This window comes from Sulfurospirillum sp. 1612 (assembly GCF_036556685.1).
GTDB lineage: Bacteria > Campylobacterota > Campylobacteria > Campylobacterales > Sulfurospirillaceae > JAADIZ01.
The window spans coordinates 1325736-1347535 of sequence record NZ_CP140614.1 but is presented as its reverse complement, the minus strand read 5'-3'; the positions used below and the strand labels follow the sequence as shown (position 1 = coordinate 1347535).

General features: G+C 38.7%; 18 protein-coding genes. 11 read left to right on the top strand and 7 right to left on the bottom strand.

The features are described from left to right. Nucleotides 1-98 precede the first annotated feature (98 nt). Nucleotides 99-1043, top strand: coding sequence for a TIGR00730 family Rossman fold protein (locus SFB89_RS06700; RefSeq protein ID WP_331773913.1), 945 nt, complete (start codon nucleotides 99-101; stop codon nucleotides 1041-1043). A gap of 41 nt (nucleotides 1044-1084) precedes the next feature. On the opposite strand, the gene SFB89_RS06695 is transcribed toward SFB89_RS06700, so the two are convergent. After that, nucleotides 1085-1423, bottom strand: a complete 339-nt coding sequence (locus tag SFB89_RS06695; protein WP_331773912.1) for a P-II family nitrogen regulator — start codon at nucleotides 1421-1423, stop codon at nucleotides 1085-1087. 83 nt (nucleotides 1424-1506) lie between these two features. After that, nucleotides 1507-2802 carry an ammonium transporter gene (locus SFB89_RS06690; protein WP_331773911.1) on the bottom strand — a complete coding sequence of 432 codons (1296 nt, stop codon included), beginning with the start codon at nucleotides 2800-2802 and terminating at the stop codon, nucleotides 1507-1509. 188 nt (nucleotides 2803-2990) lie between these two features. Here SFB89_RS06690 and metH point away from each other — a divergent pair, with 188 nt between their 5' ends. Then, nucleotides 2991-6470: a methionine synthase gene (gene metH, locus SFB89_RS06685; protein ID WP_331773910.1), complete on the top strand. Its 3480-nt coding sequence runs from the start codon at nucleotides 2991-2993 to the stop codon at nucleotides 6468-6470. Here metH and SFB89_RS06680 read toward each other — a convergent pair. Further along, nucleotides 6467-7300, bottom strand: a complete 834-nt coding sequence (locus SFB89_RS06680; protein WP_331773909.1) for a YitT family protein — start codon at nucleotides 7298-7300, stop codon at nucleotides 6467-6469. The genes metH and SFB89_RS06680 overlap by 4 nt on opposite strands. 7 nt (nucleotides 7301-7307) lie before the next feature. Continuing rightward, the gene (locus SFB89_RS06675; protein WP_331773908.1) at nucleotides 7308-7670 is read right to left on the bottom strand and encodes a methionine-R-sulfoxide reductase; all 363 of its coding nucleotides are present in this window, start codon (nucleotides 7668-7670) and stop codon (nucleotides 7308-7310) included. A 93-nt stretch (nucleotides 7671-7763) separates the two neighbouring features. On the opposite strand from SFB89_RS06675, the gene SFB89_RS06670 reads away from it, so the two are divergent. The 3 genes from SFB89_RS06670 to SFB89_RS06660 are packed head-to-tail and all read left to right on the top strand — an operon-like array spanning nucleotide 7764 to nucleotide 11337. Beyond that, nucleotides 7764-9782 (top strand): TonB-dependent receptor plug domain-containing protein, encoded by a 2019-nt coding sequence (locus SFB89_RS06670; RefSeq protein WP_331773907.1) that lies wholly within the window; start codon nucleotides 7764-7766, stop codon nucleotides 9780-9782. Next, nucleotides 9779-10363: a hypothetical protein gene (locus SFB89_RS06665; protein ID WP_331773906.1), complete on the top strand. Its 585-nt coding sequence runs from the start codon at nucleotides 9779-9781 to the stop codon at nucleotides 10361-10363. The genes SFB89_RS06670 and SFB89_RS06665 overlap by 4 nt, the downstream gene beginning before the upstream one ends. Further along, complete coding sequence (locus SFB89_RS06660; protein ID WP_331773905.1) at nucleotides 10360-11337, top strand: YhdH/YhfP family quinone oxidoreductase; 978 nt, start codon at nucleotides 10360-10362, stop codon at nucleotides 11335-11337. The genes SFB89_RS06665 and SFB89_RS06660 overlap by 4 nt, the downstream gene beginning before the upstream one ends. Before the next feature lie 13 nt (nucleotides 11338-11350). On the opposite strand, the gene SFB89_RS06655 is transcribed toward SFB89_RS06660, so the two are convergent. Together SFB89_RS06655 and SFB89_RS06650 are read right to left on the bottom strand one after the other, a co-directional pair. Then, the gene (locus SFB89_RS06655; protein ID WP_331773904.1) at nucleotides 11351-12034 is read right to left on the bottom strand and encodes a response regulator transcription factor; all 684 of its coding nucleotides are present in this window, start codon (nucleotides 12032-12034) and stop codon (nucleotides 11351-11353) included. 18 nt (nucleotides 12035-12052) lie between these two features. Next, on the bottom strand, nucleotides 12053-13876 hold the full coding sequence (locus SFB89_RS06650) for a sensor histidine kinase (RefSeq protein WP_331773903.1): 1824 nt from the start codon (nucleotides 13874-13876) through the stop codon (nucleotides 12053-12055). Between the two features lie 173 nt (nucleotides 13877-14049). Between SFB89_RS06650 and gabT the strand changes: the two genes are divergently transcribed. The 6 genes from gabT to SFB89_RS06620 all read left to right on the top strand — a co-directional run bounded on the left by gabT (nucleotide 14050) and on the right by SFB89_RS06620 (nucleotide 20290). Beyond that, a complete protein-coding gene (gene gabT, locus SFB89_RS06645; RefSeq protein WP_331773902.1) occupies nucleotides 14050-15333 on the top strand; it encodes a 4-aminobutyrate--2-oxoglutarate transaminase in 1284 nt (427 codons plus the stop codon). A gap of 126 nt (nucleotides 15334-15459) precedes the next feature. After that, nucleotides 15460-16491: a TRAP transporter substrate-binding protein DctP gene (dctP, locus tag SFB89_RS06640; protein ID WP_331773901.1), complete on the top strand. Its 1032-nt coding sequence runs from the start codon at nucleotides 15460-15462 to the stop codon at nucleotides 16489-16491. A 22-nt stretch (nucleotides 16492-16513) separates the two neighbouring features. Next, a complete protein-coding gene (locus SFB89_RS06635; protein WP_331773900.1) occupies nucleotides 16514-17056 on the top strand; it encodes a TRAP transporter small permease subunit in 543 nt (180 codons plus the stop codon). Further along, nucleotides 17046-18371: a TRAP transporter large permease gene (locus tag SFB89_RS06630; RefSeq protein WP_331773899.1), complete on the top strand. Its 1326-nt coding sequence runs from the start codon at nucleotides 17046-17048 to the stop codon at nucleotides 18369-18371. The genes SFB89_RS06635 and SFB89_RS06630 overlap by 11 nt, the downstream gene beginning before the upstream one ends. Nucleotides 18372-18382: 11 nt before the next feature. Next, nucleotides 18383-18820, top strand: a complete 438-nt coding sequence (locus SFB89_RS06625) for a universal stress protein (RefSeq protein ID WP_331773898.1) — start codon at nucleotides 18383-18385, stop codon at nucleotides 18818-18820. 48 nt (nucleotides 18821-18868) lie between these two features. Further along, nucleotides 18869-20290, top strand: coding sequence for an aldehyde dehydrogenase family protein (locus tag SFB89_RS06620; protein WP_331773897.1), 1422 nt, complete (start codon nucleotides 18869-18871; stop codon nucleotides 20288-20290). Nucleotides 20291-20338: 48 nt separating this feature from the next. On the opposite strand, the gene prpD is transcribed toward SFB89_RS06620, so the two are convergent. Beyond that, a complete protein-coding gene (gene prpD, locus SFB89_RS06615; RefSeq protein ID WP_331773896.1) occupies nucleotides 20339-21793 on the bottom strand; it encodes a 2-methylcitrate dehydratase in 1455 nt (484 codons plus the stop codon). Nucleotides 21794-21800 lie beyond the last annotated feature (7 nt).

Below are 21800 nucleotides of genomic sequence, written 5' to 3'. Positions count from 1 at the left end.
ACATCTCCTTTTTTCGATTTTACATCTTTTACATTAACAAACGCTTTAAAAAGTGCTATAATCTTCGTGTTATTAGATTTTAAAAAATGAGATACGTGATGAAAAACAAACTATTTAAAAAACCTGTCAATAAAAAGAAACGACATTGTGCTCTACCTGAAGAAGCACCAAAATCACCTGAAGAAGACCCAAAGGCTTCTCAATATATAAAAGCGATTCAGCACAGCAAAAGCTATGCGTTAGCAGAAGAGGATCAGGATTTTATCCTCTCAGATGAAACACGATCCATCCGTTTAGAGCTTGATTATCTCAAAGCAGAATCTTTGCTGCGCCAACATCAAATCAAAAAGACCATTGTCGTTTATGGCTCCACACGAATCAAAGAGAAATCCACTGCTATCAAAAATCTCGAAAAGGCACAAGCGGCATATTGCAAAGAGCCTCACTCAAAGACTTTGAAACGTAATGTAGAGATTGCTGAGAAGTTATTAGAAAAAGCAAAATATTATGAGATAGCCAGAGAGTTTGGACGCTTGGTCGCTACGACATGTCAGGAGCATCATGATAAAACAATCGCTTTGGCGACCGGTGGTGGTCCTGGCATCATGGAAGCAGCAAATCGCGGTGCTTTTGATGTAGGGGCGGAGACGATTGGTTTCAATATTTCTCTGCCTCATGAGCAATTTCCTAATCCTTATATCACGCCAGATCTTTGTTTTCAATTTCACTATTTTTCGACACGCAAGATGCATTTTCTAAAACGTGCGTGTGGCTTGCTAGTGTTTCCTGGAGGATATGGGACATTGGATGAATTGTTTGAAGTGTTGATGTTGGTTCAAACCCGTAAAATGCCGCCATTGCCTATTGTGTTGATAGGAGAAGAGTATTGGGAGCGATTGATTAACTTTGAACAGTTGATGCTAGAAGGGGTGATTGATTTTGAAGATCGTGAACTTTTTTGGTATGCCCAAAATGCTCAAGAAGCATGGGAAGGGATGCAACGATGGCATATTGCCAACAAAACGCCACTATTTGAAGAATGAGACAAATACCTAGTGTACTTGTCTCTCTTTATTTATAAGGCTTACAGTGCGTCTTCGTCTGTTTCGCCAGTTCGAATTCTAATACTTTTTTCGACATCATAGACAAAGATTTTACCATCACCGATTTTTCCGGTTTTGGCACTTTTAGATACGACTTCAATGACAGAATCTACGATTTCATCTTTGACGACAACTTCAATCTTGATTTTTGGTAAGAAGTCTACAACATACTCAGCGCCTCTATAGAGTTCTGAATGTCCTTGTTGTCTTCCATAGCCTTTTACTTCAGAAACAGTCATTCCTGTGATGTCGAGTTCTGATAGGGCATCTTTGACGTCTTCTAGTTTAAATGGTTTGATTATGGTTTCGATTTTTTTCATTTATTTGCTCCTTTTTTGGGCGATAACCCAATGAAAATTGATCTTGCCAACGTTAGATTTTGGCAAGATACACTGCATTTGGATTAGAGGTTTAATCCTTTTTCTCCGTGAATTGCTTCATCAAGTCCTACGGCTTCTGTCTCTTCATCTACTCGACCACCACCTGTGATTGCTGAAGCGATAAAGTAAACGATGACCGTACCGATTAGAGTATAAACCGTAACAATAGCAGCTGACTCTAATTGTATCATGACTTGACCCATTCTATCACCACTATCCTTTAAAGGACCATCCCATAATAAATCTTTGTCATTAAGTGCGAAGATTCCCGTAGCAATAGCACCCCATAAACCAACAAGGAAGTGAATACCAAAGGCATCCAAGCTATCATCGTAACCAAATGTTTTCTTCAAGGTTGCGACACCAAAGTGTCCGACAAAGGCGCCTACAATCCCGATGATAAAAGCACCACCGACACCAACAAAACCAGCAGCAGGAGTAATAGCAACCAATCCAGCTACAACACCAGAAGCCGCACCTAGCAGTGTAGGTTTTTTATAGATAACCCATTCGATTAAAATCCAAGTTACAGCCGCAGCAGCAGTTGCGATGGTCGTAGTCAAAGCAGCAAGTCCCGCGATGGCATTGGCACCAAAAGCAGACCCGGCATTAAAACCATACCAACCAAACCATAGGAGCGCTGCACCGAGTGCTGTGAGCATGACACTCATTGGTTTCATTGCCAATGTTGGATAACCGGTTCTTTTACCGACGAAGTAGGCCAAAACCAAACCAGCAAGTCCACCATTCATATGAACAACCGTACCACCGGCGAAATCAAGTGCGCCAAGAGCCATCAGATAGCCGCCACCCCATACCATGTGCGCTACTGGACCATAAACAATTGCAATCCAAAGTGCGGTAAAGATGAGCCATGTTGAAAATTTCATACGATCGACAATAGAACCACTTGCAATCGCTACGGTAATACCCGCAAAAGTTGCTTGAAAGAATATGAAAACATAGGTCGGATAACTTCCGCTTAAATCAGAATATGAAATACCATTTAAAAAGGTATTAGCAAAACCACCCATGATGTTATTTAATCCCCCTGCTGAGGTACCAAATGCAATAGAATAACCCACAGCAATCCAAGTCACAAAAGCGACTGCAAAGCCTACAAATACCATCGCATAAGTATTAAGAATATTTTTTGATCGTGTCATCCCACCATAAAATAATGCCAATCCCGCAGGAGTCATCAAGAGTACCAATGCACTCGACATTATCATCCAAGCTGTGTCACCCGTATCTAGTTTGTCTTCTGCTAACGCCAGTGAGGGTAACAGTAACAAAATAGGTAATAACCATTTTTTCATTTTCTCTCCTTGTTTTTTTAAGTTGAGAAATTCTATCACATAAATAATCACTAAATCGAAAAAAAGTGGTTAAAAATTGACCATAGCTGCAAACAAGTATAATATGATATAATTATAATACTATAATAACTTTCTTCTATAGCACATCATGCACTTCTTTGAAGAAATAGCTATTGTGACAAAAATTTATGGGATTGATTTTGAAATTAGAAACATTGATACACCAAAAAGTACTACTAATAGATGGTGCTATGGGTACACAGATACAAGCATCGACCATACCAAAAGATGCTTGGAGTGGTTCATTAGAGGGATGTAATGAACTTTTAAATACGACATGCAAAGCGGTGATAGAAACAATACACCAAGGGTATCTCAAAGCGGGTGCTGATATTATTAAGACCAATACTTTTGGGGCTTTGCCTTGGGTTTTAGATGATTATGATATTGCAGAACGTACGTATGAATTGGCAAAAAACGGAGCGATGATTGCTAAGGATTCGTGTGATACATTTAGCACGATTACCAAACCCAGATTTTGTGCGGGTTCATTAGGACCGGGTACAAAACTGCCTTCTTTAGGGCATATTAGTTATGATGATATGTATGCGGGCTATAAAATCGCTGCGTCGGGTTTGATTGACGGAGGGGTTGATCTGTTTTTGATAGAAACAGCCCAAGATCCATTGCAAATTAAGGCCGCATTGCACGCGATTCAAGATATACAAGAAGAAAAAAACACCAAGCTCCCGGTCATGGTCTCGGTCACGATTGAACTCTCAGGTACGATGTTAATCGGAACCGATGCGACAACCATCGCCACCATATTAGAGCCTTTTGATATCATGAGCCTTGGTTTTAACTGTGGTACCGGACCGGAACAAATTGACAAGCATGTCAAAACTTTGAGTGAAGTTTGGGGCAAGCCTATTAGCGTTCATGCCAATGCAGGATTACCGCAAAATAGGGGAGGTTACACCTTTTATCCGATGGGACCTGATGAGTTTGCCAAACTGCAAGAGGGATTTTTACAATATGATGGCGTGAGCCTCCTTGGTGGATGTTGTGGCACAACACCGCAACATATTTTAGAATTATCCAAAAGAATAGAAGGAAAAGTACCCCGTGCCCCAAAAGGAAGTGTTCCGACTTCTATTGCGTCATTATTTGAAACACGATCAATCAAACAAGACCCTGCCCCTTTTCTCGTAGGAGAGCGCTCCAATGCGACGGGTTCAAAAGCATTTCGTGAATTACTCTTAAGTAGTGATTATGATGGCACCTTGTCTGTCGCGCAACAACAGGTGAGAAGTGGCGCCCATGGGATTGATGTGAGTGTTGGTTTTGCCGGACGCGATGAGAGTCGTGATATGCAAGAAGTGGTCAGTAGATATACACAAAAAATCTCCTTACCCTTGATGCCCGATACCACACAGCTTAATGCTCTTGAGGTAGCACTCAAACATATTGGTGGTAAACCCATCATTAATTCAGTCAATTTAGAAGATGGTATTGAAAAATTCGATAAAGTTTGTTCTCTTGCTAAACGCTTTGGCTGTGCTTTGGTTTGTTTGACCATCGATGAAAAAGGGATGGCTAAGACAAAAGAGCAAAAAATCCAAATCGCACAAAGAATATATGAACGTGCCACACAAATGCATGGTATCAATCCTAATGATTTAGTCTTTGATTTGCTGACGTTTACCGTAGGAAGTGGGGATGAAGAGTATTTTACCGCGGCGATTGATGTCATCGAAGCAATCAAAGCTTTTCATGAGATGCACCCTGAAGTCGGTTTTGTGCTAGGCGTTTCTAATATCTCATTTGGGTTGGCCAAAAAAGCACGAGAGTATCTCAATTCCGTATTTTTATATCATTGTGTTCAAGCCGGACTCTCTATGGCAATTGTGAATGTTAAAAATACAATCCCGATGCATAAAATCACCGATGAACAAAGAAAAATCTGTGAAGATTTACTCTTTAATAATCGCAGTGAAGGGGATCCTCTTTTTAAATTTATTGAATATTTTGAAGATGTTAAAGAGGTCAATCAAGATGAAGAAGATGCGGCTTATCTAAAACTTAGTGATGAAGAAAAACTGGCAAAACTTTTGATTGATGGTGATAAAGAGCGGATGATGCCCTTGCTTGATCGCGTTAAAGAGACCATTGCTCCAGAGATTATCGTCAATAAGATTTTAATTGATGCGATGAAAGTGGTGGGTGAGCTTTTTGGAAGTGGACAGATGCAACTACCTTTTGTATTGCAATCTGCTGAAGTGATGAAAGCCAGTGTCGATTTTCTCAATCCGTATTTACCAAAAATCGACAAAGCCAGCGATACGACGCTCATACTCGGCACGGTCAAAGGTGATGTTCATGATGTCGGTAAAAACCTAGTAGATATTATCCTCTCCAACAATGGTTTTAAAGTGATTAATTTGGGAATTAAAGTAGATATTGATGATTTTATTAAAAACTATAATGAGCACCAAGCCAGTGCGATTGGTATGAGTGGGTTATTAGTGAAATCAACCGGTGTGATGAAAGAGAATCTTGAAAAACTACAATCCATCGGTCTGAAGGTGCCGGTCATACTCGGAGGAGCTGCATTGACGGATAATTTTGTTGAAGATTTTTGTCGGCCGATTTATGATGGTCCGATTTTTTATTGTAAAGATGCCTTTGAGGGAATTGAGGCCATGACACGCATCGAAAAAGGGAATTTCAATACCGACTTTGAGCGTAAAAAAACGGATGAAAATATCGTAAAAGTCAAAAAGAAAAAGGTAGACATACCTCCTTATGATGAGATTAAGATGCCGCGTCGTGATATTACAATCCCCACGCCTCCTTTTTGGGGAAGACGAACGCTACAAGCTGATCTTAAACAGATTGCTTATGAGTGGATTAATCATAAAATTCTTTTCTCTCGTGCTTGGGGTTATAGTGGCAAGGGCATGGGGCGCGAAGCGAAACTAAAACAAAGGGATGAGGTTTTGTGGCCACTTTATGAGCGATTGAAAACAGACATAGAAAAGATGGATTTGTTTGACCCGACCATCATCTATGGGTATTATCCTTGTCGCAGTGATGAAAATAAACTCTATATTTTGGATGAAAATCGAGGATATTTTAGTGACAATGAAGTCAATCGTGACGCTTTACATGAGGCTGACATCACGCATACGCTTGATTTTCCAAGACAGACACGCAAACCGTTTCGATGTTTGAGTGATTTTTTCTCATCAGAAAGAGATGATGTGGTGGCCTTTACTTGTGTGAGTGCTGGGAGTCGTTTTAGTGCGTATGAAAAAGAGCTCTATGACAAAGGAAATTTCAAAGAGTATCATTTGGTGCATGGTTTGAGTATTGAACTAGCAGAAGCGTTGGCTGAGGTAGCGCACAAACAAATCCGACTTGATTTGGGTATTGCCGAAAAAGAGGGACATGCCCTCAAAGATGTCAAAATGCGGGCGTATCAAGGATGTCGTTACTCTTTTGGTTATCCGGCTTGTCCGGAACTCAGTGATTCAAAAGTGATTTTTGATTTATTGAAACCTGAAGAGTTTGGTATTGAACTGAGTGAAACGTTTCAGATTCACCCAGAACAAAGTACCACCGCGATGGTCGTACATCATCAAGAAGCACTCTATTTTAGTATTTAATTGCCGCGTCCTAGCATCTCATTTGCTTCTGAAATAATCAAAAAAGCCTCCGGGTCATTGTTTTTTACAAGTTCTCGGAGGTATTGTAATTTGGTGACTTCCACGATGATGAGAATCATCGTTTTGTGTTCTCCATACAAACCATCTCCTGTGATAATCGTCCCATATTCTCCCAAATCTTCCCGAATTCGTACTTTTAAGAGGTCTGCTTTTTCGGTGACGATATTGACAACTTTTTTGTTGAGATTTCCGGTCAAGACCATATCAATCACGCGAGAGGTGATATAGATACTCACAATACTCCATAACACTCTCACATTATCATCTAAGATAAAGAGTGCCGAAAAGACAATACAAAAATCTAAAAACAATAATACTTGTCCCGGTTTGATTTCGGTATTTGAAGCAACAATTCTCGCGATAATCGTAGAGCCTCCTGCGCTTGAATTGCCTTTGATAATGATGGCAATGCCCACACCGATAAAGATACCTCCAAATATAGCGGCAAGGGGGGTATCCATCACAAGGGCTTTAAGATGAAAAAATCTAATCATGATATCAATAAATGTAGAAATCAATACGAGTGTGATAATCGTACGAATGGCAAACATTTTCCCTAAGTATTTGATACCAATAATCAAAAGAGGGATATTAATAGCAATGATGAGTGATCCGATACTAAAAGGGCTGATATAGTGAATCAACAAGGCAAGACCTGCCGTACCACCTGTAATCATGTGATTGGGAGCAAAAAACCATACAACACCAAAGGCCAAAATAATAGAGCCTAAGAGTATATAAAGATAATTTTTCAATTCTTGTTTTATCATGATAGCCTTACTTGTTTTTTTGAAATTTTAATGAGATAGAATTGACACAATGTCTCGTATTTTTAGGGGTGAATCCTTCTCCTTCAAAAACATGACCCAAGTGTGCCCCACAAGTGGCACAAGTGATTTCTGTCCTTCTGCCATCAGCATCTAGTGTTTCATGAACAGCCCCATCAATGGCATCATCAAAACTCGGCCAACCACAGCCTGATTTGAATTTTGCATTTGATGTGAATAAAGGAGTATTACAACGTTTGCAAAGATAGATCCCCTCTTCATAAAAAGCATCATATTCGCCACTATAAGGCATCTCTGTACCTTTTTCGAGAATCACTCTCTCTTCTTCTGGTGTTAGTTTATTGTATTGCATGATATCCCTTTGGTTATATTTTGTCGAATTGTATCATAATTTTTAAGCCGTATTTGTGTAGAATTTGAATTCAAATTAATCTTAGGAGAAAAAATGAAAAATCCACAAGGATTTCGTGGGAAGTATTTTTCACTTGCTGCTATTCTTGCTGTGAGTACGACTGTAACATTGGCGCGTTCCACTCAAAGTTACACTGATTCAGTCAATCAAACTCAAAAGCAAGAGACATACAGCGAAAGCGAAGAAGAGACACCCCCACAAGAATTAGCCCCCGTTGTCGTCATATCTAAGGCGATTAAAGTTAAATCTCTCAATGCTCCATTTGCATCAGAAATTTATACAAATGCACAAATAAAAAGATCCAACTCTCAAAATTTATACGACTTTCTCAATACTCAGACTTCAATCTCAACCATGCCAAGTTTCGGCAATCAATTTACCCAAAAGCTAGATTTAAGAGGCTATGGTGTTGAAAATGGATATGAAAATATCGTCGTCAATGTCGATGGAAAACGACTTAATAACATTGATCTGACACCCCAACTCTTATCTTCGATTCCCCTTGAAGATATTCAAAAGATTGAGATTATCAAAGGTTCCGGTTCTGTAGAATATGGCGATGGTGCCAATGCAGGAGTGATAAATATCATGACCAAAAACCATACAGGAGTGGGAGTAAAAACTTATATCGGAAGCAATGGGCTTCGCTATGGGGCGCTTGCGCTTGGTATCAAAAAAGAAAAATTTTCAATTAGTGGTTATGTTGATGGGATGCAGAGTAATGGCGAAAAAGAGATTGCACTTGATGGAACCAAAAATGATAGTTCTAGCACCAATAAAGGCATCAAAGGAATATTTACACCAACAGAGAATGTGACCTTGCATTTGGGAAAGACATTTTCAAAAATGCACTTTAAATATCCCAATGCGTTGACGTGGGAACAATACAATCAAAGTGCCAATAGTATTCCTGCGTCCAGTTATGGGACAGATTATTCAGAGCAATCGCTGTCATCTGATGTTTTGAGTTATGGTCTCAAATATAAATTAAACAAGAAGATAACCATAGCATTTCAAGGCACCAACGAAGATAAAACCTCAGATTTTATCACCTATAATTCGATAAACTATTATGATTATAAAACCTATGATACCAAGATATATTACACCCAAGATGGGTTCAAAAGTGTGTTGGGGATTCAACAGTTTGATGGGGAGCGTTACAACGATACCAAAAGCACACAAAAAAATAATCTAGGCTACTATGCAAAAGTAGATTATCAAAAAAACCACAGTACGATTTCCTTTGGGGCAAGAGGTGAGCGGGTGGATTATCGCTACCATACGGCTTCAAGCGAACTCTCAGATCGTTATTTTTTACAAGCATATGATATGGGATATAATTATGAATTTGATAAAATATCCTCAATCTTTATCAATGCAAACCAATCCTTTCAAGCACCCGATGTTGACAGATTTTTTAATGCTTTTACCAATACATTTAATGGTTTTATCAAGCCGATGAAGGTGCAAACACTCAATATGGGATATAATTATTTAGGGTATCCAAATAAAACAAAAATTTCACTATTTTACTCTAAAATAAAAGATGAAATTTATTACAATGGCGCAACCTATACCAATACTAATTTAGATAAAACAAGAAAATATGGCTTTGAAGTTTATGACAAATATAATATTTTCTACAATATAGCACTGAGTGTGAATTATGCTTTTGTCAAGACAAAAATTGTCTCTGATAGTGCCAATGCAAGCATTGTAGGCAATGAAATCCCCGGAGTTGCGGCACATAATATTAAACTCTCATTGATGTATAAACCAACCTATCGGCTTAATGTGGTACTCTCTCATATCTACAAATCAAAAGCCTATGCCATGAGTGATTTTGAAGAAAATCTGGGCAAGATGCCCTCATATAACTCTACTGATCTCTCCATCACATACCATTACAAACAGTTTCAATATTTTGCCAAGATTAACAATATCTTTGGGAGAAAAAATGCGTTGTTTGCCTATGATGGTTACAATCTAGGTGTCTATCCTGTCAATTATGAACGCAGCTTTTATGTTGGATTGAGTGCACGATTTTGAAAAATATTAAAATACGATATTATCTCTATTACAAATTTTTAAATTCACTATTTTTAGGCTTGAGTGTGGGGAGTGTCTTTGTTTTGTACACACCGCTTGAGCCTTCTATTTATTCCATCGGTGGGATTGTCTTGGCCTTGGGAATGTTGGCTTTGGCAAAAATTTATTATAAGATTATGAATATAAGGGCATTCTTTTATATTACCTTTTTAGTAGAGAGTATCGTATTGGCTTTTGTAGCGGCTTTTTTGATTTTAAAATATTCCTATCACAGTGCCTTGCTTGTGTATATTGGCTATCAGCTCACTTTTGTCTTTGGGAGTTACCTTGTTAGAATGGAGACGATTGCCTTACACAAAACAAGAGTCCTCTCATGGGCTGATGCGATGAAGCAAAAAGGTTATCTGAGTGGTTTGGTTTTGTCGTATGGCTTCTACAAAACCTTAGACTTTATGGAAATCATCGATAAACAGACTCAAGTGTATGATTTATATATCTTGCTTTTATTGTTAGAAATAGGTATCATTTTTATAGTTTATAAAGCTTTTGTATTTACGAAAGAAAAAAAGGAACAAAGATGACTTATAAGGCTCTGGTTGTCAAAGAAGTTGATGGAAAATTTACACAAACCATTGAAGAATTGTTGCTAGAAGATTTAGATAAAAATGATATTTTAGTACGTGTGAAATACAGTGCTCTCAATTATAAAGATGCGCTGAGTTGTATTGGCAATAAAGGGGTAACGAAACATTACCCCCATACACCGGGGATTGATGCTGCGGGCACTGTGGTGCGAAGCAATCATGATACCTTTAAAGTGGGTGATGAGGTCATTGTGACGAGTTTTGATTTGGGGATGAATACCAATGGGGCTTTTAGTGAATATATTAGTGTGCCCTCTCATTGGGTCGTGCCATTGCCTGAGAATTTGAGTCTTAAAGAAGCCGCGACGATTGGAACAGCGGGTTTGACCGCAGCCATTGGGGTGGATAAACTACTTAAAAACGGCCAAAAAAAAGGCAATACGATTTTAGTAACAGGCTCAACTGGCGTGGTGGGAAGTTTTAGTGTGAAGCTCTTGCACCATCTTGGGTTCAAAGTGGCAGCACTGAGTTCTAAGGCAGACAAAAAAGAGTTTTTATACTCAATTGGTGCCGATACGGTGATTCTCAAAGATGATTTTGTGATGGATGCAAAAAGGCCACTTCTAAAGCCGCTTTATGATGGGGCGATTGATGTGGTCGGTGGGGTGCTTTTGGAAAATATATTGAAGCAAATCAAACACTCAGGTAGCGTAGCAATCTGTGGATTGGTTGGCTCACCGAAGCTCAATACGACCGTGTTTCCTTTTATTTTGCGGGGTAATAATCTCTTAGGTATTGATTCAGCGGAACTTGAAAATACGCAACGGTTTGCATTGTGGAATAAATTGGCTGATGAGTGGAAGATTGATCTTAGCGACGTGGTGCACGAACATACACTACAAGAGATTCCTTCTTTGATTCAAACGATGTTAGCAGGTCAAAGCGTGGGGCGTGCCATCATCAAAATTTAAAGTAAAAAATGTTCTAATTTTCTGTGGTGATAATATAGCCTTCTTGTTTGACATTTTTGATAATATCAATAGGAAGTTTGCGTCTTAATTCTTTGATAAATGTTTTGAGCGCATTTTGTGTCATGATTTTATCACCCCAGATATACTCTTGCAAAATATCATACTTTGTGATTCTATGTTTGTTTTGATATAAAAGCTCCAAGAAATCTTTCTCTTTCTTTCGCAAGATAATCTTTTGTCCTTGATAGGAGAGGGTATTATCATCAATATTGAGATAAAGTTTAGAAGAGAGCTCTAAAATTTTTTTATTTTCTGAAAGCAACGCTTTTGAAATCGCTTCAAAGAGTTGTTTGTTATTTGTTGGTTTTAAAATATAATGGTCAATCTTGAGGTTGATGAGCTTGAGTAAATACTCCTCTTTGGAGTAAGCGCTCAGGATGATAATAGGAGTATTAAGATTGACTTTTCTGATGCGTTTGACAAGTTCAATACCATCACCATCACTCATCTCAATATCAGAAATAAGCAAGTCCGGTTTTTTTTCAATGAAGGTATCATACGCATCATCGCCATTACTATCTTCATAAACCGCTTTGAAATAAAATTGCAATGTATTTTTTAATCTTTTTCTGACCTCTTCATCATCTTCTGCCAATAAGACAGTACATTTTGAGAGTATTTGTTCGAGTTGATCCATAATCATTCGCCTTTGTTCTTATAAAAGTATGGTAAATATTGCGCCAAATTCATCATTTTTTACACTCAGTTGGCCTTGCATATTTTTTTCAATAATCATTTTGGACATGTAGAGTCCCAAGCCGGTACCTTGTGATTTTTTGGTTGAAAAATAGGGTTCAAAGATAGAATTTATATTTTCTTCATCAACGCCACCGGCATTATCCTGTACCGTTACAATTGATCGGTTCTCTTCGGTTCTCACACTTAAATTGATGGTTCCATTTTTTATATTATTCATAATTATAGCATCTTTAGCATTGAGCAATAAATTTAAAATAACTTGAGAATATTCTCTTTTATATCCCGTGACCATTTTGTCATTTTGGACTTCGTAATTCAAAGTAATGTGTTGATTGTTGAGCGATGCTTTGATTAGGCCAATAGCGCCATCGCAGGCATCAGCGATACTAAAGTCTTGTTTGTCGCGGTCAGGTTTGAAAAAGTTTCTAAAATCTTCAATGGTCAAAGACATAAATTGGATAATTTTTGATGCATCATTAGCACAAGCAAAGAGAAATTTATCGTCTGCCTTTTTAAACTTTACCGTAGTTTCTAATTCCATCATGATACCGGAGAGTTGGCTGAGCGGTTGGCGCCATTGATGCGAAATCATATTGATGATATTTCCCATACGCGCCAAGCGTGATTGATGCAACATCGCTTTATCTTTTTCTTTTGCTTCAAGGAGCGCTTTTTCAATCTTTCCTTGTAAATCCATCTCTTTTTTATTGACTTTATCTTGATAGGCTTTAAAGGTTTTGTTGATTTTGTAAGAGGTCAAAATGGATAATACTGAAATCAAAAAGATTAACAACAGTGCAATAAAAACGGTACTTTGAATATACTTGTTGATTCTTTGTTCCAATAAAAGCTTATTATCTTTGATATTTTTTTGCATTTGGTCTGTGTTGACACCACACCCCACAATCCAGTTCCACTCACTATAATATTTAGCAAATCCCAATTGCTCATTTTGGTGTTTTTTATTGGATTCAATAGGATAAAATTCAAAAAAACTGCCCTTAGGATTCTTTATGGCAAGATTGACAAGCTTTTGAACAAAAAAAGTGTTGTTAGCATCTTTGGTAAAGGTATCATCCTTTCCAATATCCTCTTTTCTATAGGGGTTAGCGATTAATTTATTGGTATTGGAATAAACCCATAAGTAGTTGTTGTTACCAAATCGAATATTTTCTATCCATCGTGCAATGGAAATTTTTAAATCTGCTAATTTATAATAAATATCTTTTTCTAGTATAATTAAAATCTCTCTACTAGGAATATAACGGAAGAAGAAGAGATCAATCGTATCTTTTAGCATAAAGGTGCCATCCATCTTGCGGTGTAGTGGCAGTTGTGATTTATCGAAAAAGACATTTTCATCTTGAATCAATCGGTCATGTCGTACATCATAGATGATAAAATCCGTGTCATCATTGGAATTTTGTTTGATGTAGGTCAAATATTTATCTGGCGTGGCATTTTGGCTCAAAATGACGTTCATAAAGGCCTTCATTTGTATTTCAATGTCTTTTTTCTCATTCTCAAGCATCAAATTTTTGTGATATTTGATATAAGAGAAGACATCATCAACCTCTTTTTGCAATAAGTTTTTTTGTTGTGCTAAATAATTCTTTTCTAGTTGTGTACTCTCTTGTAGAAAATAATCTTGTTGCGTTTTGATAAAGGAGTAGAGTATCAAAATGACTAAGACAATAATCGTAAGAATTGGTGTTAAGATAATGAGTCTTGGAATATTTTTTTCATTAAACATATCATCTCCATAGTCTATCTCTTGCATCAAGCACCCCAAAATAAAATTAAAAAACTTTGGAATCCTATCATAATAAAAATTTACTTTTTGTTACATCGTGATTATTTCATAATTTTTTTATGTGCATTTTTGCAAGTACACACTTATAGCACACTTAAAGAGTGTAAGGTGTACGTAAAAATAAGAAAAGGAGAAGAAACATGAAGAACCAAGCGTTACAAGATCGTAAGAATAAAGTCTTTGCAAGAGGACAGGGCAATATGTATCCTGTTTTTGTTGACCATGCAAAAAATTCTGAAGTTTGGGATGTTGATGGAAATCGGTATATTGATTTTGGTATGGGGATTGCTGTGTGTAACACGGGGCATGCACATCCAAAGATTGTTGAAGCTGTAAAAGCACAAGTAGAGAAATTTAGTCATACGTGCTTGATGGTTAACCCTTATGAAGTAGCGGTTGAGCTTGCTGAAAAATTAACAAAATTAGCACCAGGAACAACGGAGAAAAAGGCAATCTTTTTAAATTCAGGGGCAGAAGCTGTGGAAAATGCTGTGAAAATTGCCAGAGCCTATACGGGTAAAAGAGGTATTATTGCCTTCAATGGTGCCTTCCATGGTCGTACTAATATGACGATGGGACTCACTGGCAAAATGGCCCCTTATAAAAATAGTTTTGGACCTTTTCCTAGTGAAATTTACCATGTTCCTTTTCCTGGAGCTGCATATGGTGTCTCTGTTGAAGATTCTCTCAAAGCCATCAAAAATCTTTTTAAATATGATATTTCATCCGATGATGTTGCGGCTATTATCGTAGAACCCGTTCAAGGGGAAGGTGGATTTTATCCAGCACCAATAGAGTTTTTACAAGCATTGCGAGACATTTGTGATGCGCATAATATTGTCATGATAGCGGATGAAATTCAAACCGGATTTGGTCGCACGGGTAAAATGTTCTGTATGGAATATAGTAATATTGAACCTGATTTGATGACCGTAGCCAAAGGAATTGCCGGAGGATATCCACTCTCAGCCGTAGTCGGGAAACAAGAGATTATGGATGCTCCAGTTGCGGGAGGACTAGGTGGTACGTATGGTGGCTCACCAGTTGCATGTGCTGCAGCACTAGCGGTGCAAGATATCATGAAAGATGAAGATTTAATCAATCGCTCCAATGAAATAGGCACATTATTTCATACAAGATTAACAGCATTGCAAGCACAATATCCAGAGCTTATTAGTGATGTCAGAAACAAAGGTGCTATGATTGCCATCGAATTAATGTCTGATGGGGACAAAGATAAACCTAATGCGGCATTAACCAAAGAGATAATTGCGCATGCGACAGCGTATGGTTTGATACTGTTATCTTGTGGTTTTAATAGTAATGTTATTAGATTTCTACCAGCTTTAACCATTAGTGATGCATTGGTAAATGAAGGCTTGGATAAATTTAGTGCCTTATTTGCAGATTTGGTAAAAAAATAATATAAAGGAGGAGATGAGCACAAACAGTAGAAGGATTGTAATTGATTTTTAGCCCAAACACCAAGAGGGTGATTGTGCGCTAAAAGTTGCATTATTTAAAAAAATCAAAAAAAGGAAGGAAGATAGATGAGTAATTTATTTGGAAATGTAAAAAAGAATACAGTTGCTACAATATTAGTTGCATTATTTGGAGTTATCATGATGAGCCAGTCTGCTTTTGCAGCGGCGCAATATCATTGGCGATTTGCTAATCTTTATGGACGGGGTACTGCCTTTGGTAAAATCTATGAAGACCTAGCAAAAGATATCGAAAAAAGAACTCACGGTGCAATCAAAGTTCAAGTACTTTTTTCTGGTGAAGGTGTTGGAACACAAGGACTTTTTGGAGCGGCTAAAACGGGTTTAATCGAAATGATTGCACCGTTTCAAGCGATGAATGCAGGCGAATTTCCTGCTGGCGTTATAGAGCTCGGATTGCCCGGTGGTACCAATGATCCTGCAAAATTACAAAAACTTTTTCATAAAGACGGATGGGGTAAAATCTTGAAAAAAGCTTATGCGACACAAGGTTTGGTTTGGTTAGAACCATACATCCAACCGGCAGTTTATATCATCACCAAAAAACCAATCAAATCAGTAAAAGATTTCCAAGGACTTAAAATCAGAGCTCCAGGTGCTTACGGTAAATTTCTTAGAAATTTAGGTGCGTCTCCTGTTTCATTGGCGTGGAGTGAAATTTATACCAGTTTGGCAACCGGCGTTATTGATGGCTCAATCGGTAGTAATATGATCGATCACCGTGATGGTAATCATGAAGAAGTAGCAAAATATATGTATCCACTACCAGAGGCTGGTGCTCAAGTCTTACCAATCCTTGTCAATCAAGCAGCTTGGAATAAATTGACTCCAAAATTGCAAAAAGAGGTTTATGCTGCAACAGTAGATCATGCAAAAGAACAGTTAACAAAATCTAGAAAATGGGAGCAAGAAGCACTCAATGAAATGATTAAAAAAGGTCTGAAATGGAGTCCAAAACCATCGGCTGCAGATAAAGCTGCATGGAAGAAAGCAGGGGCAGGTTTATGGGAAGAATACTCTAAAAAAGGTCCATATTGCAAAGAGTTGATAGACGTTCTTAAAAAAACAGAAAATCAATAATTAAATTGTAATAGGCATTATCATGTTAAAAAGAACCTTACAATTATTTTGTATCACTGTTGATCAAGTGGTTATGTGGTTCGGCAAGGGGGCATCAATATTGGTGCCCATACTGGCCTTTGTCGTTTTTTATGGAACAGTTGCCCGATATCTCTTTGATGCTCCTCCTATATGGACATTTGATACGGCGCTATTCTTATTTGGTTATGCTGCTGCTTTAGGAGGCGCTTACGCACAGCAAAAAAGAGCACATATTAATGTTGATATCTTTTATTTGAGAGTGTCTCCTAAAGTAAAAGCGATTTTTGATGTGATCTCTTATACTTTAGCCATTTTTTTTCTGGTCGTTGTTTTTTATCTTAGTGTGACAAAATTTAATGAAGCGATCAAGTTTAATTATCACCGTCAAAGTGAATGGGCCCCGCCAATGTGGCATTTTTGGCTGATGTTTTGTATTGCAAGTGCACTCTTTACGATTCAATTACTTCGCGATATGATTGTAGAACTCTATTTTTTATTTACCGGTTCGTCACTATTGGAAAAGGAGCTTGAAAATGGGAATTGAAACCTTAACGATGGTTTTGTTATTATGCCTTTTGTTTTTCTTCGTGATTGGCACGCCAGTAGGCTTAGCCCTGGGTGGTATCGCGATGTTGGTAGGATATTTTTCTTGGGGTGCAGGAATTTTCAATGTGATTCCCACTACGATAGAAGGGACATATTTTAGTTATATTTTACTCGCCATTCCTCTTTATATTTACATGGGACAACTTTTGGCTCATACGGGTATTGGTGAGGCGATGTTTAAAGCCAGTCAGATGATGATTGGTAAAGTGCGCGGATCACTTGCTATTAGTGTGGTATTTATCTGTGCGATGATTGGTGCGATGGTCGGCATCATTGGTGCTGGGATTATGAGTTCTGGTACGATTGCGCTCAAGCCGATGATGGATGCTGGGTATGATCGAAAATTAGCACTTGGGACCATTATGGCAGGAGGAGCCTTGGGGATTTTGATTCCGCCGAGTATTCCTATGGTCATGTTTGCTGCCTCCACACACAACTCCATTGGTCGTATCTTTATAGGCGGTATTATGCCCGCGCTCTTATCGATTACATTGATTGTGCTTTATATTCTTATTAGTACCAAGCTCAATCCAAAACGTGCTCCACTATTGAGTGAGAGAACCGATTTGTTGCCAGTACTCAATACGCGCGAAAAATTTAAGATTGCCCGAGATGGCTTTTTCTCGATTGGCTTGATTTTTCTTGTACTTGGTAGTATTATAGCCGGGATTGCTACCCCTACAGAATCAGGTGCTTTGGGTGTTGCTGGTGCCGTGCTTTTGGCGATGTATTTTAAACGGTTTAAATTTCGTATTTTAAAATTAGCCGGGTTTCAAGGCGCTGCTTTAATTAGTGTGGCGATGTGGATTATCCTCGGGGCTTCATTGTTTAGTAATTTTCAGTTATTGATGGGAATTCAAGGTATGATTGCTGATTTTACAAGAGGATTAAATCTACCACCGATTGTTGTTATCATGATATTTCAACTCATCATGATATTGCTAGGATTTATTCTTGATGATTACGTGATTGTATTGATGTGTGCGCCACTTTTTACTCCGATTGCAGTATCTTTGGGGTATGATCCAATTTGGTTTGGCGTTTTGATGATTATCAATATTTTGATTGCGGTGCAAACACCTCCTTATGGGTTTGCCCTTTTTTATCTTAAAGGAATTACCCCACCAGATGTTGGTATGGGTGAGATTTATAAATCCGTCACCCCATTTGTCATTATTAATTTGGTTGTCTTAGCCAGTTGTATGATATTCCCAGAAATCGTACTGTGGTTACCTAATTTGGTGATGGGATAAAGGAGCATAGCATGTTTGAAAATATTTTAGTTCCAATTCATTTGGAATACAAAAAAAACCATAAAAAGTTATTGATGGGTGCGCTTGAAGTATTGAACAAGGAAACGGGAAAGATTTCATTGTTTAACGTTGATGAAAGTAGTGCACATGCAGGGGTTTCACCAATCCTAAATCAAGATCATGATAGTGATTACAAAGAAGAGGCTTTGAAGCTTTTAAGTGAGATAGCCTCTGAGTATCAGTTGCCCTTAGAGCGAGTGGAATTGATAGTACGACATGGTGCAGTACACCAACAAATTCTTGAGCAAGCCAAAGATATGAATGCAGATGCTATTGTTATGATGGCAACAAAACCTAGTTTTGGTAGCTATTTTATAAGCAGTACAGCAGAGCGTGTCATTCGTCACGCAAAATGTTCTGTCTTTGTGATTCGACTTGACAATTTATAACGAACGCGATAATGTTCACAATAAAAAATAGAAAAAAGGAAAGATAAGATGAAAGCAGAGATTTATTTTGGTTCTACTTGTGAAGCGCGAATGGCGCATAAAAAAGTATTGAGTCCTTATGATGGTAGAGTGGCCTCAGAAGTTGCCATTTGTACTGCCGAAGATGCGCAAAAAGCGTTGGAAATTGCAAAGAAAAGTGCTCCTTTGGCAAAAAAAGCTCCTCTTCATCAACGAGTGAGTTGGCTTTTGGATGTAGCAGAGCAACTTGAAAAAAATAAAGAAGACATGGCAAAAACCATGACCGATGAAGTGGGTAAACCAATACGTTTTTCACGTGGTGAAGTCGACCGTTGTATTGAGACCGTACGACTCTCTGCCCATGCGATGATGAATCTCCATGGAGAGACTTTTGATACGACTGCAACACCTAGTGGTAAAGAGACGCTTGCTTTTTATAAACGTGAGCCTGTCGGTGTCGTTTTGGCTATCACCCCTTTTAATTTCCCTCTCAATCTTGTAGCCCATAAAATTGCTCCCGCATTAGTAGCAGGTAATAGCGTGGTCTTAAAACCGACCGGTTCAGCTCCTTTGACGGCTTTTAAATTTGCTAAAATGTTTATCGAGAGTCCTTTTGCTACCAAAGATGCTTTGAGTGTTGTGTATAGTGGTGAAGGTGTGAATGCGGCTTTGGTACAAAGTAAGATTCCAAGAATCATCAGTTTCACCGGTTCTGTACCCGTTGGAAATGATATTACCCGTCATGCCGGAATCAAAAAATTAGGCTTAGAACTTGGTGGTAATGCCGCAACTTATATCGACAAAAGTGCCGATATTGACATGGCCGCACAAAAGTGTGCATTGGGTGCATTTATCAACTCAGGACAAGTATGTATCTCTTTGCAACGTATTTATGTTAATGAAAGTATTTATGATGCCTTTGCAAGCGCTCTTGCTAAAGAGAGTAAAGCGCTTAAAGTCGGCAGTCCTTATGATGATGAAACATTCATCGGTCCGATGATTAATGAGGGGGCAGTTGCTAAAGCAAAAAGTTGGATTCAAAATGCTATTGATGAGGGCGCGACACTCTTTTATGGGGAGCCTTGTGAAAACTTGATGTTTCCACCGACTATCATGAGTGATGTGACTGAAGAGATGAACATCGTTTGTGAAGAGGTGTTTGCTCCGATTGTTTCACTCGTAAAAGTCAAGGATTTTGATGAAGCTAAAACAAAGATGAACAATTCTCCTTACGGATTGCAACACTCTATCTTCTCCAATGATTTATCACTAGCAAAACGTGCGATTGATGAACTAGATGCGGGTGGTGTGGTTGTTAATGACATTCCAACATTGCGTTTTGATATTCAGCCATATGGTGGTATCAAAGAGAGTGGTATCGGCAAAGAAGGGCCAAAATATGCCCTCGAAGAAGAATATACTCAAATCAAATCAGTCGTTATTTGTAGTTAATCTAAAGGCTTGTTTTTAGAGGTGCCATGGGCACCTCTAATGCTCCTATTACAGGGCGAATAAATCGCTAAACTCATTAAAGTTCATCGCTTCTAGTGCCTCTTTTGACTCACAGATTTCTGCGATTAAAGCGGAATTTTTAGGAGATAATCTTGTTTTGAGATTGGATTTAAATTTTTCGATTAATAATGGAATACCATCGTGACGTCTTCTTCTGTGTCCTATCGGATATCTCACTTCAACCTTGTCCGTTTTGCTACCATCTTTAAAAAAGACTTGCACGGCATTGGCGATGGAGCGTTTATCTGCTTCAAGATACTCTTTGGTGTAATCATCATCAACTTCGACCTCCATCTTATCCCGCAAGGCATCAATCCGTGGATCGCATGCGGCTTCATCTTCATAATAATCAGCGGTTAATTCTCCAAAAATAAGTGGAATGGCCACCATATATTGGATACAATGATCACGATCAGCTGGATTGGCTAGCGGTCCGACTTTGTTGATGATACGATGTCCGGACTCTTGCGTTGTGATGACAATCTTCTCGATATCATTGAGTCTGTCTTTGACCTCATCATGAAGTGTCACGGCGCACTCACATGCGGTTTGTGCATGAAATTCAGCAGGAAAACTGATCTTGAAAAGGACATTTTCCATGACATAGCTCTCATAAGGTTGCGGAACGCTGAGTTTTTTACCGCGCATCTTGACATCCTCAAAACCCCACGCTTTGGCACTGATGGCAGAGGGATAGCCCATCTCACCACTCAATGCTTTAAGGGCAAGATTGACACCACGACTACTAGCATCACCAGCAGCCCATGATTTTCTAGATCCCGTATTGGGAGCATGGCGGTATGTTCTCAGAGCGCCACCATCTATAAATGCATGACTGACTGCATTTCGGATTTCTTCAAAACTGCCACCCATCATCGCGCAAGCCACTGCTGTGGAGGCGATGCGAACTAAGAGCACATGGTCCATCCCTTCGCGGTTGAAACAATTCTCTAGTGCCAATACCCCTTGGATTTCGTGCGCTTTAATCATTGCGGTGAGCACATCTCTCACTTTGAGTGGTGCTTTGCCAACGCTGAGATTTTTGCGACTCAAATAATCAGCCACCGCCCAAATAGCTCCTAGATTATCACTCGGATGTCCCCATTCTGCCGCAAGCCAGGTATCGTTATAATCCAGCCATCGCACCATTGCTCCGATGTTAAAAGCGGCACGCTCTGGGTCGAGTTGGTATGAGGTTCCAGGAACTTTTGCACCCAGCGTTGGAAAGTTAGCTCCGGGTACTACCGGTCCCAAAAGTTTGGTACAGTTTGGGTATTTTAGCGCTAATAATCCGCATCCAATGGTATCCATAAGACAATATCGTGCCGTATCATAGGCTTCATCACTTTTGATGACATAATCATGTGCATAGTGTGCGATGTCTGTCAAAATTTGGTCAAATTCTGGTCTTTTAGTCTCTAATATTCCTAATTCACTACTCAAATTTCAT

Excerpts from the sequence above, each read along its gene's own strand:
- gabT (WP_331773902.1), top strand. The coding sequence starts at position 14,050 with ATGAAGAACCAAGCGTTACAAGATCGTAAGAATAAAGTCTTTGCAAGA.
- SFB89_RS06630 (WP_331773899.1), top strand. The coding sequence starts at position 17,046 with ATGGGAATTGAAACCTTAACGATGGTTTTGTTATTATGCCTTTTGTTT.
- SFB89_RS06620 (WP_331773897.1), top strand. The coding sequence starts at position 18,869 with ATGAAAGCAGAGATTTATTTTGGTTCTACTTGTGAAGCGCGAATGGCG.
- SFB89_RS06675 (WP_331773908.1), bottom strand. The coding sequence starts at position 7,670 with ATGCAATACAATAAACTAACACCAGAAGAAGAGAGAGTGATTCTCGAA.
- metH (WP_331773910.1), top strand. The coding sequence starts at position 2,991 with ATGGGATTGATTTTGAAATTAGAAACATTGATACACCAAAAAGTACTA.
- SFB89_RS06650 (WP_331773903.1), bottom strand. The coding sequence starts at position 13,876 with ATGCAAGAGATAGACTATGGAGATGATATGTTTAATGAAAAAAATATT.
- dctP (WP_331773901.1), top strand. The coding sequence starts at position 15,460 with ATGAGTAATTTATTTGGAAATGTAAAAAAGAATACAGTTGCTACAATA.
- SFB89_RS06625 (WP_331773898.1), top strand. The coding sequence starts at position 18,383 with ATGTTTGAAAATATTTTAGTTCCAATTCATTTGGAATACAAAAAAAAC.
- SFB89_RS06660 (WP_331773905.1), top strand. The coding sequence starts at position 10,360 with ATGACTTATAAGGCTCTGGTTGTCAAAGAAGTTGATGGAAAATTTACA.
- SFB89_RS06670 (WP_331773907.1), top strand. The coding sequence starts at position 7,764 with ATGAAAAATCCACAAGGATTTCGTGGGAAGTATTTTTCACTTGCTGCT.
- SFB89_RS06690 (WP_331773911.1), bottom strand. The coding sequence starts at position 2,802 with ATGAAAAAATGGTTATTACCTATTTTGTTACTGTTACCCTCACTGGCG.
- SFB89_RS06700 (WP_331773913.1), top strand. The coding sequence starts at position 99 with ATGAAAAACAAACTATTTAAAAAACCTGTCAATAAAAAGAAACGACAT.
- SFB89_RS06695 (WP_331773912.1), bottom strand. The coding sequence starts at position 1,423 with ATGAAAAAAATCGAAACCATAATCAAACCATTTAAACTAGAAGACGTC.
- SFB89_RS06680 (WP_331773909.1), bottom strand. The coding sequence starts at position 7,300 with ATGATAAAACAAGAATTGAAAAATTATCTTTATATACTCTTAGGCTCT.
- SFB89_RS06635 (WP_331773900.1), top strand. The coding sequence starts at position 16,514 with ATGTTAAAAAGAACCTTACAATTATTTTGTATCACTGTTGATCAAGTG.
- SFB89_RS06655 (WP_331773904.1), bottom strand. The coding sequence starts at position 12,034 with ATGGATCAACTCGAACAAATACTCTCAAAATGTACTGTCTTATTGGCA.